Raw genomic sequence first — 16,771 nt, 5'->3', positions numbered from 1 at the left:
AGCTATGCTTTTAGCGGATAAACTACGATAAGAGCATAAAAATGAAGGCGTTCGATCTCCACCGTATGGCATTCGATAAAGTGCCTTTTGATTTCCTTGGCGAAGTTGCACTACGCAGTCTCTATACCTTTGTGTTGGTCTTTTTGTTCCTCAAAATGACAGGGAGACGCGGCGTGCGGCAAATGTCGCTATTTGAAGTATTAATCATTCTGACTCTGGGGTCGGCGGCAGGGGATGTGGCGTTTTATGATGATGTGCCGATGGTCCCGGTGCTTATCGTCTTTATTACTCTGGCGTTGTTATACCGCCTGGTGATGTGGTTGATGGCGCACAGTGAAAAACTGGAAGATTTGCTGGAAGGTAAACCGGTTGTCATTATTGAAGATGGCGAGCTGGCCTGGTCGAAACTCAATAACTCTAACATGACGGAATTTGAGTTCTTTATGGAACTACGGTTGCGTGGCGTGGAACAACTGGGGCAGGTACGTTTGGCTATTCTCGAAACCAACGGGCAAATTAGCGTCTATTTCTTTGAGAATGACAAAGTAAAACCGGGATTACTTATTTTACCCAGTGACTGTACTCAGCGTTACAAAGTGGTGCCGGAGTCGGCGGACTATGCATGCATCCGTTGCAGTGAAATCATTCATATGAATGCGGGGGAAAAACAATTATGTCCGCGCTGTGCAAATCCAGAATGGACGAAGGCAAGTCGGGCAAAACGGGTGACTTGACAGTAAAAACATCGGCTTTTGGCTAATAATCCGAGAGATTCTTTTGTGTGATGCAAGCCACATTTTTGCCCTCAACGGTTTTACTCATTGCGATGTGTGTCACTGAATGATAAAACCGATAGCCACAGGAATAATGTATTACCTGTGGTCGCAATCGATTGACCGCGGGTTAATAGCAACGCAACGTGGTGAGGGGAAATGGCTCAAATCTTCAATTTTAGTTCTGGTCCGGCAATGCTACCGGCAGAGGTGCTTAAACAGGCTCAACAGGAACTGCGCGACTGGAACGGTCTTGGTACGTCGGTGATGGAAGTGAGTCACCGTGGCAAAGAGTTCATTCAGGTTGCAGAGGAAGCCGAGAAGGATTTTCGTGATCTTCTTAATATCCCCTCCAACTACAAAGTATTGTTCTGCCACGGCGGCGGTCGCGGTCAGTTTGCTGCTGTACCGCTGAATATTCTTGGTGATAAAACCACCGCAGATTATGTTGATGCCGGTTACTGGGCGGCAAGTGCCATTAAAGAAGCGAAAAAATACTGCACGCCTAATGTCTTTGACGCCAAAGTGACTGTTGATGGTCTGCGCGCGGTTAAGCCAATGCGTGAATGGCAGCTCTCTGATAATGCTGCTTATATGCATTACTGCCCGAATGAAACCATTGATGGTATCGCCATCGACGAAACGCCAGACTTCGGCAAAGATGTGGTGGTCGCAGCCGACTTCTCTTCAACCATTCTTTCCCGTCCGATTGATGTCAGCCGTTATGGCGTAATTTACGCTGGTGCGCAGAAAAATATCGGCCCGGCTGGCCTGACAATCGTCATCGTTCGTGAAGATTTGCTGGGCAAAGCGAATATCGCTTGTCCGTCGATTCTGGATTATTCCATCCTCAACGATAACGACTCCATGTTTAACACGCCGCCAACGTTTGCCTGGTATCTGTCTGGTCTGGTCTTCAAATGGCTGAAAGCGAACGGCGGTGTGGTTGCAATGGATAAGATCAATCAGCAAAAAGCAGAACTGCTGTATGGGGTGATTGATAACAGCGATTTCTACCGCAATGATGTGGCGAAAGCTAACCGTTCGCGGATGAACGTGCCGTTCCAGTTGGCGGATAGCGCGCTTGATAAATTGTTCCTCGAAGAGTCTTTCGCTGCGGGCTTACATGCGCTGAAAGGTCACCGTGTGGTCGGCGGAATGCGTGCTTCTATTTATAACGCCATGCCGCTGGAAGGCGTTAAAGCACTGACAGACTTCATGGTTGAGTTCGAACGTCGTCACGGCTAATGCCGACATTTTGCGTAATCCCCACAGCCAGACTGTGGGGTTTTTATTTCTGTTGTAGAGAGTTGAGTTCATGGAATCCCTGACGTTGCACCCCATCGCCCGTGTCGATGGCACTATTAATCTGCCCGGTTCCAAAAGCGTTTCTAACCGCGCTTTATTGCTGGCGGCATTAGCACACGGCAAAACAGTATTAACTAATCTGCTTGATAGCGATGACGTGCGCCATATGCTGAATGCATTAACGGCGTTAGGGGTAAGTTACACGCTTTCAGCCGATCGTACGCGTTGCGAAATCATCGGTAACGGCGGTCCATTACACGCAGAAAGTGCCCTGGAGTTGTTTCTTGGAAACGCCGGAACGGCTATGCGTCCGCTGGCGGCGGCACTTTGTCTGGGAAACAATGATATTGTCCTGACTGGTGAGCCGCGTATGAAAGAACGCCCGATTGGTCACCTGGTGGATGCGTTGCGCCAGGGCGGAGCGAAAATCACTTACCTGGAACAAGATAATTATCCACCGTTGCGTTTACAGGGCGGTTTTACTGGCGGCAACGTTGACGTTGATGGCTCCGTTTCCAGCCAGTTCCTCACCGCACTGTTAATGACTGCGCCTCTTGCGCCGAAAGATACAGTTATTCGTATTAAAGGTGATCTGGTTTCTAAACCTTATATCGATATCACGCTCAACCTGATGAAAACGTTTGGTGTTGAGATTGAAAATCAGCACTATCAACAATTTGTCGTAAAAGGGGGGCAGTCTTATCAGTCTCCGGGTACTTATTTGGTCGAAGGAGATGCATCTTCAGCTTCTTACTTCTTGGCAGCAGCAGCAATCAAAGGCGGCACGGTAAAAGTGACCGGCATTGGACGCAACAGTATGCAGGGCGATATTCGATTTGCTGATGTACTGGAAAAAATGGGGGCGACCATTAGCTGGGGCGATGATTATATTGCCTGCACGTGTGGCGAACTGAACGCCATCGATATGGATATGAACCATATTCCCGATGCGGCGATGACCATTGCCACGACGGCGTTATTTGCAAAAGGCACAACCACGCTGCGCAATATTTATAACTGGCGCGTAAAAGAAACGGATCGCCTGTTCGCGATGGCAACAGAGCTACGTAAAGTCGGTGCGGAAGTTGAAGAGGGGCACGATTTCATTCGCATAACTCCACCGGAAAAACTGAACTTTGCCGAGATCGCGACATACAATGATCACCGGATGGCGATGTGTTTCTCGCTGGTGGCATTGTCAGATACGCCAGTGACGATTCTTGACCCCAAATGTACGGCTAAAACCTTCCCGGATTACTTCGAACAACTGGCGCGGATAAGCCAACCAGCTTGAATAACGGGCGATAAATAGACAAATATTTCTTTCTAAAAGCGTCGGCACATTGCCGGCGTTTTTTTTCGGACCTTGTGAGTCATTTTGAACAGTGGTAACGTCGATTATCAATGTAACTTATTGATACATAATATTTATATATGATTAATCAACGGATGATTCACATGAAGAATACTAAATTACTGCTGGCGATTGCGACTTCTGCAGCACTACTGACAGGGTGTCAAAATACGCACGGTATTGATACCAATATGGCTATCAGCTCCGGTTTAAATGCCTATAAAGCTGCAACGTTAAGCGACGCCGATGCAAAAGCCATTGCCAATCAGGGCTGTACCGAAATGGACAGCGGCAATCAAGTTGCAAGCAAATCCAGCAAGTACGGTAAACGTCTGGCAAAAATCGCCAAAGCATTGGGTAACAACATTAACGGTACGCCGGTCAACTATAAGGTTTATATGACCAGCGACGTTAACGCATGGGCGATGGCAAACGGCTGTGTCCGTGTCTACAGTGGCCTGATGGACATGATGAACGACAACGAAATTGAAGGCGTTCTGGGTCATGAACTGGGACACGTTGCATTGGGTCACTCACTGGCTGAAATGAAAGCCTCTTATGCGATCGTTGCCGCACGTGATGCAATTTCCGCCACCAGCGGTGTTGCTTCCCAGCTTTCTCGCTCGCAACTGGGCGATATCGCAGAAGGCGCTATCAATGCTAAGTACTCCCGCGATAAAGAGTCTGAAGCAGATGATTTCTCCTTTGATCTGCTGAAGAAACGTGGCATTAACACCCAGGGACTGGTCGGTAGCTTTGAAAAACTGGCCAGCCTGGATGGCGGTCGTACTCAGTCTATGTTTGACTCTCATCCACCATCAGCAGAGCGTGCACAGCACATCCGCGATCGTATTGCCTCCGGTAAGTAAATCATTGTCATCTTTCGGGCTGGTCTTACGCCAGCCCGCTATAATTGCGCAATAAATCCCCATCTGAATACAGACAAAACTGGTTTTTGCACACAACGTTAACGATTTGTGGCGCCGACGCGTATAATGCGCGCGGTTATGTTAACGGTACGCCTGTTTTAAGGAGATAAAGATGACGGCAATTGCCCCGGTTATTACCATTGATGGCCCAAGCGGTGCAGGGAAAGGCACCTTGTGTAAGGCTATGGCGGAAGCGTTGCAATGGCATCTGCTGGACTCGGGTGCAATTTATCGCGTACTGGCACTGGCGGCATTACATCACCATGTTGATGTTGCGTCGGAAGATGCGCTGGTGCCGCTGGCATCCCATCTGGATGTACGTTTTGTGTCGACCAATGGCAATCTGGAAGTGATCCTCGAAGGGGAAGATGTCAGCGGCGAAATTCGTACTCAGGAAGTGGCGAATGCTGCTTCACAAGTCGCTGCATTCCCACGCGTTCGTGAAGCATTATTGCGTCGCCAACGCGCATTCCGGGAGTTACCCGGTTTGATCGCCGATGGTCGCGATATGGGGACAGTGGTATTCCCTGATGCGCCAGTAAAAATTTTCCTTGACGCCTCCTCGGAAGAACGTGCGCATCGCCGCATGCTACAGTTGCAGGAGAAGGGCTTTAGTGTTAACTTTGAGCGCCTTTTGGCCGAGATCAAAGAACGCGACGACCGCGATCGTAATCGCGCGGTAGCGCCCTTGGTTCCGGCAGCCGATGCTTTAGTTTTGGATTCCACCACCTTAAGCATTGAGCAAGTGATTGAAAAAGCGTTACACTACGCGCGCCAAAAATTGGCTCTCGCATAAGCGACCGAATTTGCAGTACCCCCGTTGCAATGGAATGACAGCGGGTATGTTAAACAACCCCATCCGGCACGGAGCCAGGTGGACGTTAAATATAAACCTGAAGATTAAACATGACTGAATCTTTTGCTCAACTCTTTGAAGAGTCCTTAAAAGAAATCGAAACCCGCCCGGGTTCTATCGTTCGTGGCGTTGTTGTTGCTATCGACAAAGATGTAGTACTGGTTGACGCTGGTCTGAAATCTGAGTCTGCCATCCCGGCTGAGCAGTTCAAAAACGCCCAGGGCGAACTGGAAATCCAGGTAGGTGACGAAGTTGACGTTGCTCTGGACGCAGTAGAAGACGGCTTCGGTGAAACTCTGCTGTCCCGTGAGAAAGCTAAACGTCACGAAGCCTGGATCACGCTGGAAAAAGCTTACGAAGATGCTGAAACTGTTACCGGTGTTATCAACGGCAAAGTTAAGGGCGGCTTCACTGTTGAGCTGAACGGTATTCGTGCGTTCCTGCCAGGTTCTCTGGTAGACGTTCGTCCGGTGCGTGACACTCTGCACCTGGAAGGCAAAGAGCTTGAATTCAAAGTAATCAAGCTGGATCAGAAGCGCAACAACGTTGTTGTTTCTCGTCGTGCCGTTATCGAATCCGAAAACAGCGCAGAGCGCGATCAGCTGCTGGAAAACCTGCAGGAAGGCATGGAAGTTAAAGGTATCGTTAAGAACCTCACTGACTACGGTGCATTCGTTGATCTGGGCGGCGTTGACGGCCTGCTGCACATCACTGACATGGCCTGGAAACGCGTTAAGCATCCGAGCGAAATCGTCAACGTGGGCGACGAAATCACTGTTAAAGTGCTGAAGTTCGACCGCGAACGTACCCGTGTATCCCTGGGCCTGAAACAGCTGGGCGAAGATCCGTGGGTAGCTATCGCTAAACGTTATCCGGAAGGTACCAAACTGACTGGTCGCGTGACCAACCTGACCGACTACGGCTGCTTCGTTGAAATCGAAGAAGGCGTTGAAGGCCTGGTACACGTTTCCGAAATGGATTGGACCAACAAAAACATCCACCCGTCCAAAGTTGTTAACGTTGGCGATGTAGTGGAAGTTATGGTTCTGGATATCGACGAAGAACGTCGTCGTATCTCCCTGGGTCTGAAACAGTGCAAAGCTAACCCGTGGCAGCAGTTCGCGGAAACCCACAACAAGGGCGACCGTGTTGAAGGTAAAATCAAGTCTATCACTGACTTTGGTATCTTCATCGGCCTGGACGGCGGCATCGACGGCCTGGTTCACCTGTCTGACATCTCCTGGAACGTTGCAGGCGAAGAAGCAGTTCGTGAATACAAAAAAGGCGACGAAATCGCTGCAGTTGTTCTGCAGGTTGACGCAGAACGTGAACGTATCTCCCTGGGCGTTAAACAGCTCGCAGAAGATCCGTTCAACAACTGGGTTGCTCTGAACAAGAAAGGCGCTATCGTAACCGGTAAAGTAACTGCAGTTGACGCTAAAGGCGCAACCGTAGAACTGGCTGACGGCGTTGAAGGTTACCTGCGTGCTTCTGAAGCATCCCGTGACCGCGTTGAAGACGCTACCCTGGTTCTGAGCGTTGGCGACGAAGTTGAAGCTAAATTCACTGGCGTTGATCGTAAAAACCGCGCTATCAGCCTGTCTGTTCGTGCGAAAGACGAAGCTGACGAGAAAGATGCAATCGCAACTGTTAACAAACAGGAAGATGCAAACTTCTCCAACAACGCAATGGCTGAAGCTTTCAAAGCAGCTAAAGGCGAGTAATTCTCTGACTCTTCGGGATTTTTATTCCGAAGTTTGCTGAGTTTACTTGACAGATTGCAGGTTTCGTCCTGTAATCAAGCATTAAGGGCGGCTACGGCCGCCCTTAATCAATGCAGCAACAGCAGCCGTTAAATTTGCCTTTAAGGAACCGGAGGAATCATGACCAAGTCAGAATTGATAGAAAGACTTGCCACCCAGCAATCGCACATTCCCGCCAAGACGGTTGAAGATGCAGTAAAAGAGATGCTGGAGCATATGGCCTCGACTCTTGCGCAGGGCGAGCGTATTGAAATCCGCGGTTTCGGCAGTTTCTCTTTGCACTACCGCGCACCGCGTACCGGACGTAATCCGAAGACTGGCGATAAAGTAGAGCTGGAAGGAAAATACGTTCCTCACTTTAAACCAGGTAAAGAACTGCGCGATCGCGCCAATATTTACGGTTAAGTTTTAGTAAAACTTGAACGCGGAAAAAGCACCTGTCGGGTGCTTTTTTCATTTCTGCAATATGGTTCTGGAAGCTGTCTCGCAGAGTTGTGTACAGTTTTCATCATCCTGCTAAATTCTTCTGAACGTGCCTCGGGCAACGCAAAACTCCCGCCAGACAACCACTCAACAAAGTTGCACACTTTCCAAAAACAGGGAGGAGTGCATGAAAATAACGACAGTTAGCCTGTGCATAATTTGCGGGATTTTTCCGCTGCTGATTTTGCCGCAGTTGCCTGGGACATTAACTCTTGCGAGTCTGACTGTATTCGTCTGCGTACTGGCATTTATTCCTGTTAAAGTCGTCCGTTATTTCACGCTGACATTGCTGTTTTTTCTTTGGGGCGTGTTGGCGGCGAAGCAAATTCTGTGGGCAGGAGAAAACTTAACTGGCGCGACGCAGGATGCAGTCGTCGAGATTACCGCCACTGACGGCATGACCACGCATTACGGGAAAATTACTCATCTACAAGGGCGGCGGTTATTCCCCGCGCCAGGCATCGCGCTATATGGCGAATATTTGCCACAATCGGTATGCGCCGGGCAACGATGGTCGATGAAACTCAAAGTGCGTGCTGTTCATGGTCAACTTAATGATGGCGGCTTTGACAGCCAGCGTTATGCCATTGCCCAGCATCAGCCACTTACCGGACGTTTTCTGCAAGCAAGCGTCATTGAACCAGGTTGTAGCCTACGTGCGCAATATCTGGCATCCCTGCAAACGACGCTGCAGCCGTATTCATGGCAGACGGTGATGCTCGGCTTAGGAATGGGTGAACGGTTATCGGTATCTAAAGAAATTAAAAATATAATGCGCGATACCGGTACGGCACATTTAATGGCGATATCGGGTTTACACATTGCTTTTGCAGCATTACTGGCTGCGGGGCTAATTCGTGGCGGGCAAATTTTCCTCCCCGGGCGTTGGATTTACTGGCAGATGCCATTAATCGGTGGAGTTTGCTGCGCTGCTTTTTATGCCTGGCTTACCGGTATGCAGCCGCCTGCATTGCGTACCGTGGTGGCGCTTGCGACCTGGGGAGCGCTCAAATTGAGCGGCCGGCAATGGAGTGGTTGGGATGTGTGGATATGCTGCCTGGCAGCAATTCTGCTGATGGATCCTGTCGCTATCCTCTCGCAAAGTTTGTGGCTCTCTGCCGCAGCGGTGGCCGCGCTGATATTTTGGTATCAGTGGTTTCCCTGCCCAGTCTGGCCATTGCCGCCTGTATTGCAATCTATTGTTTCACTCATCCATCTGCAACTTGGTATCACACTCCTGCTAATGCCGGTGCAAATAGTCATATTTCATGGCGTTAGTCTGACTTCATTTATGGCAAATTTGTTCGCTATTCCCTTAGTGACATTTATTTCGGTTCCGTTGATCCTCGCCGCGATGGTTGTGCATTTAAGCGGGCCATTAATCCTGGAACAAGGGTTATGGTTTCTTGCCGATCGGTCCTTAGCTTTACTTTTTTGGGGGTTAAAGCGTTTGCCTGAAGGGTGGATAAGCATTGCTGAACGTTGGCAATGGCTATCATTTTCGCCCTGGTTATTACTGGTGATATGGCGACTAAACGCATGGCAAACGTTGCCTGCGGTGTGTATGGCTGGAGGAATTATAATGTGTTGGCCACTGTGGCAAAAACCACGGTCTGATGAGTGGCAGGTTTATATGCTTGATGTCGGGCAAGGGCTGGCAATGGTGATCGCTCGAAACGGTAAAGCGGTTCTCTATGATACAGGGCTCGCCTGGCCGGAGGAGGACAGTGGGCAACAACTGATTATTCCCTGGCTCCGCTGGCATGACCTTGAACCGGAAGGCGTTATTCTTAGTCATGAACATCTTGATCACCGGGGGGGACTGGACTCGATATTACATGCCTGGCCGACGTTATGGGTAAGAAGCCCCTTAAACTGGGAACATCATCAGCCCTGCGTGCGTGGCGAAGCGTGGCAGTGGCAAGGATTGCAGTTTAGCGTGCACTGGCCTTTGCAAGGGAGTAACGAAAAGGGAAATAACCATTCCTGTGTGATTAAGGTTGATGATGGAACACATAGCATTCTTTTGACTGGCGATATTGAAGCCCCCGCTGAACAAAAAATGCTAAGTCATTACTGGCAACAGGTTCAGGCAACCTTGATTCAGGTACCCCATCACGGCAGTAATACCTCGTCATCTGTGCCATTAATTCAGCGGGTAAATGGAAAAATGGCACTGGCATCGGCATCGCGCTATAACGCATGGCGACTGCCCTCCAGTAAAGTTAAACTTCGCTATCAACTACAAGGATATCAATGGGTTGACACCCCGCATCAGGGGCAAATAACGGTCAATTTTTCAGCGCAAGGTTGGCGGGTGAGCAGCCTAAGGGAGCAAATTTTACCTCGTTGGTATCATCAGTGGTTTGGCGTGCCAGTGGATAACGGGTAGAATATGCGGCTATTTCAACAAATGCTGGTTTTTTGAATGCATAACGACAAAGATCTCTCTACGTGGCAGACATTCCGCCGACTGTGGCCAACCATTGCGCCTTTTAAAGCGGGTCTGATCGTGGCGGGCATAGCGTTAATTCTCAACGCAGCCAGCGATACCTTCATGTTATCGCTCCTTAAGCCGCTTCTCGATGATGGCTTTGGTAAAACAGATCGCTCCGTGCTGATGTGGATGCCGCTGGTGGTTATCGGCCTGATGATTTTACGTGGTATCACCAGTTATATCTCCAGCTACTGTATCTCCTGGGTTTCAGGAAAAGTGGTTATGACCATGCGTCGACGTCTGTTCGGCCACATGATGGGAATGCCAGTGTCATTTTTTGACAAACAATCAACCGGGACACTGCTTTCACGTATTACTTACGATTCTGAACAGGTTGCTTCGTCATCTTCCGGCGCGCTGATTACGGTGGTGCGTGAAGGTGCTTCCATTATCGGTCTGTTCGCCATGATGTTCTATTACAGCTGGCAGCTGTCGATCATTTTGATTGTGTTGGCGCCGATTGTCTCGATTGCGATTCGTATCGTATCGAAGCGTTTTCGCAGCATCAGTAAAAACATGCAGAACACCATGGGGCAGGTGACCACCAGTGCTGAACAGATGCTGAAAGGCCACAAAGAAGTATTGATTTTTGGCGGCCAGGAAGTAGAAACAAAGCGTTTTGATAAGGTCAGCAACAAGATGCGTTTGCAGGGGATGAAGATGGTTTCTGCTTCTTCCATCTCTGACCCGATCATTCAGCTGATCGCCTCTCTGGCGCTGGCATTTGTTCTCTACGCTGCGAGCTTCCCAAGCGTGATGGATAGCCTGACTGCCGGTACGATTACTGTCGTCTTCTCTTCGATGATTGCACTGATGCGTCCGTTGAAATCGCTGACCAACGTTAACGCCCAGTTCCAACGCGGGATGGCGGCATGTCAGACGCTGTTTACCATTCTGGATAGTGAACAGGAGAAAGACGAAGGTAAACGCGAGATTGAGCGTGCTACTGGTGACGTTGAATTCCGCAATGTCACTTTTACCTATCCGGGGCGTGAAGTCCCTGCGCTGCGTAATATCAACCTGAAGATCCCGGCAGGGAAAACAGTGGCTTTGGTAGGGCGTTCTGGGTCGGGTAAATCGACCATTGCCAGCCTGATCACCCGTTTTTATGATATCGATGAAGGCGAGATCCTGATGGATGGTCACGATCTGCGCGAGTATACCCTGGCGTCTTTACGTAACCAGGTTGCTCTGGTGTCGCAGAATGTCCATCTGTTTAATGACACGGTTGCCAACAACATTGCTTACGCCCGTACTGAACAGTACAGCCGTGAGCAGATTGAAGAAGCGGCACGCATGGCCTATGCCATGGACTTTATCAATAAGATGGATAACGGTCTTGATACGGTGATTGGTGAAAACGGCGTGTTGCTTTCTGGCGGCCAGCGCCAGCGTATTGCTATTGCCCGTGCCTTGCTGCGTGATAGCCCAATTCTGATTCTGGATGAAGCCACTTCGGCGCTGGACACCGAATCCGAACGCGCGATTCAGGCGGCGCTGGACGAGTTGCAGAAAAACCGTACCTCACTGGTGATTGCCCACCGCTTGTCTACCATTGAAAAGGCAGACGAAATTGTGGTCGTCGAGGACGGGATCATTGTGGAACGCGGTACGCATAACGATTTGCTTGAGCACCGTGGAGTCTACGCGCAACTTCATAAAATGCAGTTTGGCCAATGATCGAAAAAATCTGGTCTGGTGAATCCCCTTTGTGGCGGTTATTGCTGCCACTCTCCTGGTTGTATGGCCTGGTGAGTGGCGCTATCCGTCTTTGCTATAAACTAAAACTGAAGCGCGCCTGGCGAGCCCCCGTACCGGTTGTCGTGGTTGGTAATCTCACCGCAGGCGGCAACGGAAAAACTCCGGTGGTTGTCTGGCTGGTGGAACAACTACAAAAGCGCGGTATTCGTGTTGGCGTAGTGTCACGGGGCTATGGCGGTAAAGCTGAGTCGTATCCGCTGTTATTGTCGGCAGATACCACCACCGCACAGGCGGGCGATGAACCGGTGCTGATTTATCAGCGTACGGGTGCACCTGTTGCAGTTTCTCCTGTCCGTTCAGATGCGGTAAAAGCCATTCTGGCGCAATATCCCGATGTGCAGATTATCGTGACTGATGACGGTTTACAGCACTATCGTCTGGCGCGTGATGTGGAAATCGTCGTCATCGATGGCGTGCGTCGCTTTGGCAATGGCTGGTGGTTGCCGGCGGGGCCAATGCGCGAGCGCGCGGGGCGCTTAAAATCGGTTGATGCGGTAATCGTCAATGGCGGCGTACCGCGTCACGGTGAAATCCCGATGAACTTAATACCGGGTCAGGCAGTGAATTTACTTACCGGCGCGCGTTGTGACGTTACACAACTTAAACATGTGGTGGCGATGGCAGGTATTGGTCACCCGCCGCGATTTTTTGCCACACTAAAGATGTGCGGTATACAACCGGAAAAATGTGTGCCGCTGGCAGATCATCAATCTTTGAATCATGCGGATGTCAGCGCACTATTAAGCGCCGGGCAAACACTGGTCATGACTGAAAAAGATGCGGTGAAATGTCGGGCTTTTGCAGAAGAAAACTGGTGGTATTTGCCCGTTGACGCACAGCTTACGGGCGATGAACCAGAGAAACTGCTCGCACAACTTTCCTCGCTGGCTTCTGGCAACTAATTCAGCCGCGGCAGCGTTTAATTGACGGAGCAATGAATGACGCTGCCTTATCTCTCCCTCACCGATGCACGAAATCTTCATCTCACCGCGCAAGGGCTGTTAAACAAGCCCCGTCGTCGCGCGTCGCCGGAAGATATTCTGGCTACCATTTCTCGCATGTCCTTGCTGCAAATCGATACCATCAATATTGTTGCCCGTAGTCCATATCTGGTGCTTTTCAGTCGTCTGGGAAATTATCCTGCGCAGTGGCTGGATGAGTCTCTGGCGTGTGGCGAATTAATGGAATACTGGGCGCATGAAGCCTGCTTTATGCCGCGTAGCGATTTTCGTCTTATTCGCCACCGCATGCTGGCACCTGAAAAAATGGGCTGGAAATACAAAGATGCCTGGATGCAGGAACATGCGGCGGAAATTGCACAGTTAATTCAGCATATTCATGATAAGGGGCCGGTACGTTCAGCCGATTTTGAGCATCCTCGTAAAGGGGCGAGCGGCTGGTGGGAGTGGAAGCCGCATAAACGGCATCTGGAAGGGCTCTTTACCGCCGGAAAGGTGATGGTGATTGAACGGCGCAACTTCCAGCGCGTTTATGATTTAACCCACCGTGTCATGCCTGACTGGGATGATGAGCGCGATCTCGTTTCGCAAACAGAAGCAGAAATCATCATGCTGGATAACAGTGCGCGCAGCCTGGGAATATTTCGCGAACAGTGGCTGGCGGATTACTACCGGCTGAAACGTCCGGCGCTGGCGGCGTGGCGCGAAGCGAGGGCTGAACAGCAGCAAATCATTGCTGTGAATGTTGAAAAATTGGGTAATCTTTGGCTGCATGCTGATTTGCTGCCGCTACTCGAACGTGCGCTCGCCGGAAAGCTCACTGCAACGCACAGCGCGGTACTTTCGCCTTTTGATCCTGTTGTCTGGGATCGTAAACGGGCAGAGCAACTTTTTGATTTTAGCTACCGGCTGGAGTGCTACACGCCAGCGCCCAAACGCCAGTATGGTTATTTCGTTCTACCGTTATTGCATCGTGGGCAATTAGTTGGGCGAATGGATTCTAAGATGCATCGCCAGACTGGCATCTTTGAAGTGCTCTCTCTCTGGCTACAGGATGGGGTAAAACCAACAGTGACCCTTCAAAAAGGGCTGCGTCAGGCGATTACGGATTTTGCTCACTGGCAGCAGGCAACGCGAGTAACAATAGGGCGCTGCCCGCACGGTTTCTTTACCGATTACCGCACTGGCTGGGAAATAGACCCCGACGCATAAATGATTATGATAAGATTTATGCATTCATAACCCGATCCATCTGGAGGAACTATGGATCATCGTCTGCTTGAAATCATTGCCTGCCCGGTTTGCAACGGCAAACTTTGGTATAACCAGGAAAAACAAGAACTTATTTGCAAACTGGACAACCTGGCTTTTCCGCTGCGCGATGGCATTCCAGTGCTGCTGGAAACGGAAGCCCGCGTGCTGACTGCTGATGAGAGTAAATCATGAGTTTTGTGGTCATTATTCCCGCGCGCTACGCTTCCACGCGTCTGCCAGGTAAGCCGCTGGTCGATATTAACGGCAAACCTATGATTGTTCATGTACTCGAACGCGCGCGCGAATCAGGTGCCGAGCGCATCATCGTCGCAACCGATCATGAGGATGTCGCCCGCGCTGTTGAAGCTGCTGGCGGTGAAGTATGCATGACGCGTGCAGATCACCAGTCAGGTACAGAACGCCTGGCGGAGGTTGTCGAAAAATGCGCGTTCAGCGACGACACGGTGATTGTGAATGTGCAGGGTGATGAACCGATGATCCCCGCGACAATCATTCGTCAGGTTGCCGATAACCTTGCCCAGCGTCAGGTTGGAATGGCGACCTTGGCTGTGCCTATCCACAGTGCGGAAGAAGCCTTTAACCCGAATGCGGTTAAAGTTGTTCTCGACGCCGAAGGTTATGCGCTCTACTTCTCGCGTGCCACTATCCCGTGGGATCGTGACCGTTTTGCGAAAGGTCTGGAAACCGTAGGAGATAACTTCCTGCGCCATCTCGGCATTTATGGCTATCGTGCAGGTTTTATCCGCCGCTATGTTAACTGGCAGCCAAGCCCGTTAGAACATATCGAAATGTTAGAACAGCTTCGTGTGCTGTGGTATGGAGAAAAAATCCATGTTGCTGTCGCCCAGGAGGTTCCTGGCACCGGTGTAGATACTCCCGAAGATCTTGAGCGTGTTCGCGCTGAAATGGCTTAATTTTTCCCCACGACACTCCATCTCAATTTTGGGAGGAGTGTCGTAGCGTTACGATTCTCTTCATTTTTTCCCTTCAACAATTGATCTCATTCAGGTGACATCTTTTACATTGGCGCTCATTATGAAAGCAGTAGCTTTTATGAGGGTAATCTGAATGGAACAGCTGCGTGCCGAACTAAGCCATTTACTGGGCGAAAGATTGAGTCGTATAGAGTGTGTGAATGAAAAAGCAGACACAACTCTGTGGGCGTTGTATGACAGCCAGGGAAACCCGATGCCGCTCATGGCGCGAAGTTTTTCTACCCCGGGGCAGGCCAGACAGCTGGCATGGAAAACCACCATGCTGGCTCGGAGCGGGACTGTTCGCATGCCGACTATCTATGGCGTGATGACGCATGAAGAACATCCCGGTCCCGATGTCTTGTTGCTGGAGCGGATGCGCGGTGTTTCTGTGGAAGCCCCCGCAAGAACGCCAGAGCGCTGGGAACATCTGAAAGATCAAATTGTTGAAGCGTTGCTGGCCTGGCACCGTCAGGACAGCCGCGGATGTGTTGGCGCGGTTGACAATACTCAGGAAAATTTCTGGCCTTCCTGGTATCGTCAGCACGTTGAAATGCTGTGGGCGACGCTCAATCAGTTCAATAACACAGGTTTAACCATGCAGGATAAGCGGATTCTGTTTCGCACTCGTGAATGTCTGCCGGTGTTGTTTGAAGGTTTTAACGATAATTGTGTGCTGATTCACGGCAATTTCTGTTTGCGTAGCATGCTGAAAGATTCCCGTAGCGATCAGCTCCTGGCGATGGTCGGACCGGGGTTAATGCTCTGGGCACCGCGTGAGTATGAATTATTCCGGTTGATGGATAACACCCTGGCGGAAGATTTGCTCTGGAGTTACCTGCAACGCGCGCCAGTGGCGGAGTCTTTCATCTGGCGGCGTTGGCTGTATGTGTTATGGGATGAAGTTGCGCAACTGGTCAATACCGGGCGGTTTAACCGTAGCAACTTTGATCTGGCGACTAAATCACTCCTGCCGTGGCTCGCCTGACGTACCTTTTAGCCACTGCCAGATGCGGCCAAGCGTTTCATAGCCAACGCGGTCGCTATGCATTAACCAGACCGGAGAGGGGATTGCCCGTTCCCACGGATTAAGCGGCGAGTCGATTGCCAACTGGTTCGCCGGGGCTGGCAGCGGATTTAGCCCTTCCTGCTGAAAAAAGATCATCGCGCGCGGCAAATGAGACGCAGATGTCACCAGCAGGAAAGGGGCATCGCCAATCGCCTGTTTCACTGCGGCAGCTTCTTCTTCGGTATCTTTTGGTAAATCCAGTGTGATAATTTGCTCGCGTGGGACACCCAGCGATTGCGCCACTCTGGCACCTACTTCCGCTGTACTCACCGTATTGGTTTTTGCTACGCCTCCCGTGAAGATCAGCTTTGATCCCGGATTTTCGCGCCATAAGCGAATACCTTCATTCAGGCGCGGCAAACTGTTATTGATTAAATTAGAGCTCGGTGCCCACTGCGGGTTCCAGGTATAACCACCTCCGAGCACCACGATATAGTCCACTTTTTGCGAATTATTCCATGTCGGATAGGTGCTTTCGATGGGACGCAGCAGGCGGTCGGCTACCGGTTGCAAACTCAATAACAAGAGCGCCAGCCACCCAATGCTAATCAAAATCTTCCCGGTTTTTTGAAAACGGCTAAACCACAGCAGCGCCAGGCCAGCACCAATAATCAACAACATCAGCGGAAGTGGCAGCAGCATGCCGCCAATCACTTTTTTCAGTGTAAAAAGCATCCTTTCTGGTTCCTTTTTTGACCATATAGCAAGGGATCGCCAGCGATATTACACCAGACGGGTTCATTCTCGCCGTGGCTGTGACAAAATAGCGT

General features: G+C 50.5%; 15 protein-coding genes. 14 read left to right on the top strand and 1 reads right to left on the bottom strand.

From position 1 onward, the window contains the following. Window positions 1-41 precede the first annotated feature (41 nt). The 14 genes from FEK43_RS07110 to FEK43_RS07040 all read left to right on the top strand — a co-directional run bounded on the left by FEK43_RS07110 (window position 42) and on the right by FEK43_RS07040 (window position 15,920). Window positions 42-734, top strand: coding sequence for a DUF421 domain-containing protein (locus tag FEK43_RS07110; protein ID WP_130205321.1), 693 nt, complete (start codon window positions 42-44; stop codon window positions 732-734). A 198-nt stretch (window positions 735-932) separates the two neighbouring features. Continuing rightward, complete coding sequence (gene serC, locus FEK43_RS07105; RefSeq protein ID WP_022645462.1) at window positions 933-2,021, top strand: 3-phosphoserine/phosphohydroxythreonine transaminase; 1,089 nt, start codon at window positions 933-935, stop codon at window positions 2,019-2,021. A 70-nt stretch (window positions 2,022-2,091) separates the two neighbouring features. After that, window positions 2,092-3,375, top strand: coding sequence for a 3-phosphoshikimate 1-carboxyvinyltransferase (gene aroA / locus FEK43_RS07100; protein ID WP_130258238.1), 1,284 nt, complete (start codon window positions 2,092-2,094; stop codon window positions 3,373-3,375). Window positions 3,376-3,539: 164 nt separating this feature from the next. Next, window positions 3,540-4,304, top strand: coding sequence for a metallopeptidase YcaL (gene ycaL, locus FEK43_RS07090; RefSeq protein WP_130205325.1), 765 nt, complete (start codon window positions 3,540-3,542; stop codon window positions 4,302-4,304). A gap of 172 nt (window positions 4,305-4,476) precedes the next feature. Continuing rightward, a complete protein-coding gene (gene cmk / locus FEK43_RS07085; RefSeq protein ID WP_000125014.1) occupies window positions 4,477-5,160 on the top strand; it encodes a (d)CMP kinase in 684 nt (227 codons plus the stop codon). Window positions 5,161-5,270: 110 nt separating this feature from the next. Then, window positions 5,271-6,944 carry a 30S ribosomal protein S1 gene (gene rpsA, locus FEK43_RS07080; RefSeq protein WP_000140327.1) on the top strand — a complete coding sequence of 558 codons (1,674 nt, stop codon included), beginning with the start codon at window positions 5,271-5,273 and terminating at the stop codon, window positions 6,942-6,944. 159 nt (window positions 6,945-7,103) lie between these two features. Continuing rightward, complete coding sequence (gene ihfB / locus FEK43_RS07075; protein ID WP_000167336.1) at window positions 7,104-7,388, top strand: integration host factor subunit beta; 285 nt, start codon at window positions 7,104-7,106, stop codon at window positions 7,386-7,388. A 205-nt stretch (window positions 7,389-7,593) separates the two neighbouring features. Further along, complete coding sequence (locus FEK43_RS07070) at window positions 7,594-9,858, top strand: ComEC family protein (RefSeq protein ID WP_135406320.1); 2,265 nt, start codon at window positions 7,594-7,596, stop codon at window positions 9,856-9,858. Window positions 9,859-9,894: 36 nt separating this feature from the next. After that, window positions 9,895-11,643 carry a lipid A ABC transporter ATP-binding protein/permease MsbA gene (gene msbA / locus FEK43_RS07065; protein WP_130205329.1) on the top strand — a complete coding sequence of 583 codons (1,749 nt, stop codon included), beginning with the start codon at window positions 9,895-9,897 and terminating at the stop codon, window positions 11,641-11,643. Further along, window positions 11,640-12,626, top strand: a complete 987-nt coding sequence (lpxK, locus tag FEK43_RS07060; RefSeq protein WP_135406321.1) for a tetraacyldisaccharide 4'-kinase — start codon at window positions 11,640-11,642, stop codon at window positions 12,624-12,626. Before msbA ends, lpxK begins: the two co-directional genes overlap by 4 nt. Window positions 12,627-12,662: 36 nt before the next feature. Next, a complete protein-coding gene (gene ycaQ, locus FEK43_RS07055) occupies window positions 12,663-13,895 on the top strand; it encodes a crosslink repair DNA glycosylase YcaQ (protein ID WP_135406322.1) in 1,233 nt (410 codons plus the stop codon). Window positions 13,896-13,946: 51 nt separating this feature from the next. Further along, window positions 13,947-14,129 (top strand): protein YcaR, encoded by a 183-nt coding sequence (gene ycaR / locus FEK43_RS07050; protein ID WP_000350058.1) that lies wholly within the window; start codon window positions 13,947-13,949, stop codon window positions 14,127-14,129. After that, a complete protein-coding gene (kdsB, locus tag FEK43_RS07045) occupies window positions 14,126-14,872 on the top strand; it encodes a 3-deoxy-manno-octulosonate cytidylyltransferase (RefSeq protein ID WP_064528339.1) in 747 nt (248 codons plus the stop codon). Before ycaR ends, kdsB begins: the two co-directional genes overlap by 4 nt. Window positions 14,873-15,026: 154 nt before the next feature. Then, entirely contained in the window at window positions 15,027-15,920 is an 894-nt protein-coding gene (locus tag FEK43_RS07040) for a YcbJ family phosphotransferase (protein WP_130205335.1), read from the top strand. Here the strand turns inward: FEK43_RS07040 and elyC are convergent. Then, the gene (gene elyC / locus FEK43_RS07035; protein ID WP_135406323.1) at window positions 15,897-16,676 is read right to left on the bottom strand and encodes an envelope biogenesis factor ElyC; all 780 of its coding nucleotides are present in this window, start codon (window positions 16,674-16,676) and stop codon (window positions 15,897-15,899) included. The genes FEK43_RS07040 and elyC overlap by 24 nt on opposite strands. Window positions 16,677-16,771 lie beyond the last annotated feature (95 nt).

Origin of the sequence: Escherichia sp. E2562 (genome assembly GCF_005781075.1) — a bacterium.
In the GTDB taxonomy this organism is placed as follows: domain Bacteria; phylum Pseudomonadota; class Gammaproteobacteria; order Enterobacterales; family Enterobacteriaceae; genus Escherichia.
This window is presented reverse-complemented; position numbering and strand designations above follow the sequence as displayed.

Coding starts and splice junctions, on each gene's coding strand:
- ycaQ (WP_135406322.1), top strand. CDS start 12,663: ATGACGCTGCCTTATCTCTCCCTCACCGATGCACGAAATCTTCATCTC.
- aroA (WP_130258238.1), top strand. CDS start 2,092: ATGGAATCCCTGACGTTGCACCCCATCGCCCGTGTCGATGGCACTATT.
- FEK43_RS07040 (WP_130205335.1), top strand. CDS start 15,027: ATGGAACAGCTGCGTGCCGAACTAAGCCATTTACTGGGCGAAAGATTG.
- ycaL (WP_130205325.1), top strand. CDS start 3,540: ATGAAGAATACTAAATTACTGCTGGCGATTGCGACTTCTGCAGCACTA.
- ihfB (WP_000167336.1), top strand. CDS start 7,104: ATGACCAAGTCAGAATTGATAGAAAGACTTGCCACCCAGCAATCGCAC.
- FEK43_RS07110 (WP_130205321.1), top strand. CDS start 42: ATGAAGGCGTTCGATCTCCACCGTATGGCATTCGATAAAGTGCCTTTT.
- lpxK (WP_135406321.1), top strand. CDS start 11,640: ATGATCGAAAAAATCTGGTCTGGTGAATCCCCTTTGTGGCGGTTATTG.
- elyC (WP_135406323.1), bottom strand. CDS start 16,676: ATGCTTTTTACACTGAAAAAAGTGATTGGCGGCATGCTGCTGCCACTT.
- msbA (WP_130205329.1), top strand. CDS start 9,895: ATGCATAACGACAAAGATCTCTCTACGTGGCAGACATTCCGCCGACTG.
- kdsB (WP_064528339.1), top strand. CDS start 14,126: ATGAGTTTTGTGGTCATTATTCCCGCGCGCTACGCTTCCACGCGTCTG.
- serC (WP_022645462.1), top strand. CDS start 933: ATGGCTCAAATCTTCAATTTTAGTTCTGGTCCGGCAATGCTACCGGCA.
- FEK43_RS07070 (WP_135406320.1), top strand. CDS start 7,594: ATGAAAATAACGACAGTTAGCCTGTGCATAATTTGCGGGATTTTTCCG.
- cmk (WP_000125014.1), top strand. CDS start 4,477: ATGACGGCAATTGCCCCGGTTATTACCATTGATGGCCCAAGCGGTGCA.
- ycaR (WP_000350058.1), top strand. CDS start 13,947: ATGGATCATCGTCTGCTTGAAATCATTGCCTGCCCGGTTTGCAACGGC.
- rpsA (WP_000140327.1), top strand. CDS start 5,271: ATGACTGAATCTTTTGCTCAACTCTTTGAAGAGTCCTTAAAAGAAATC.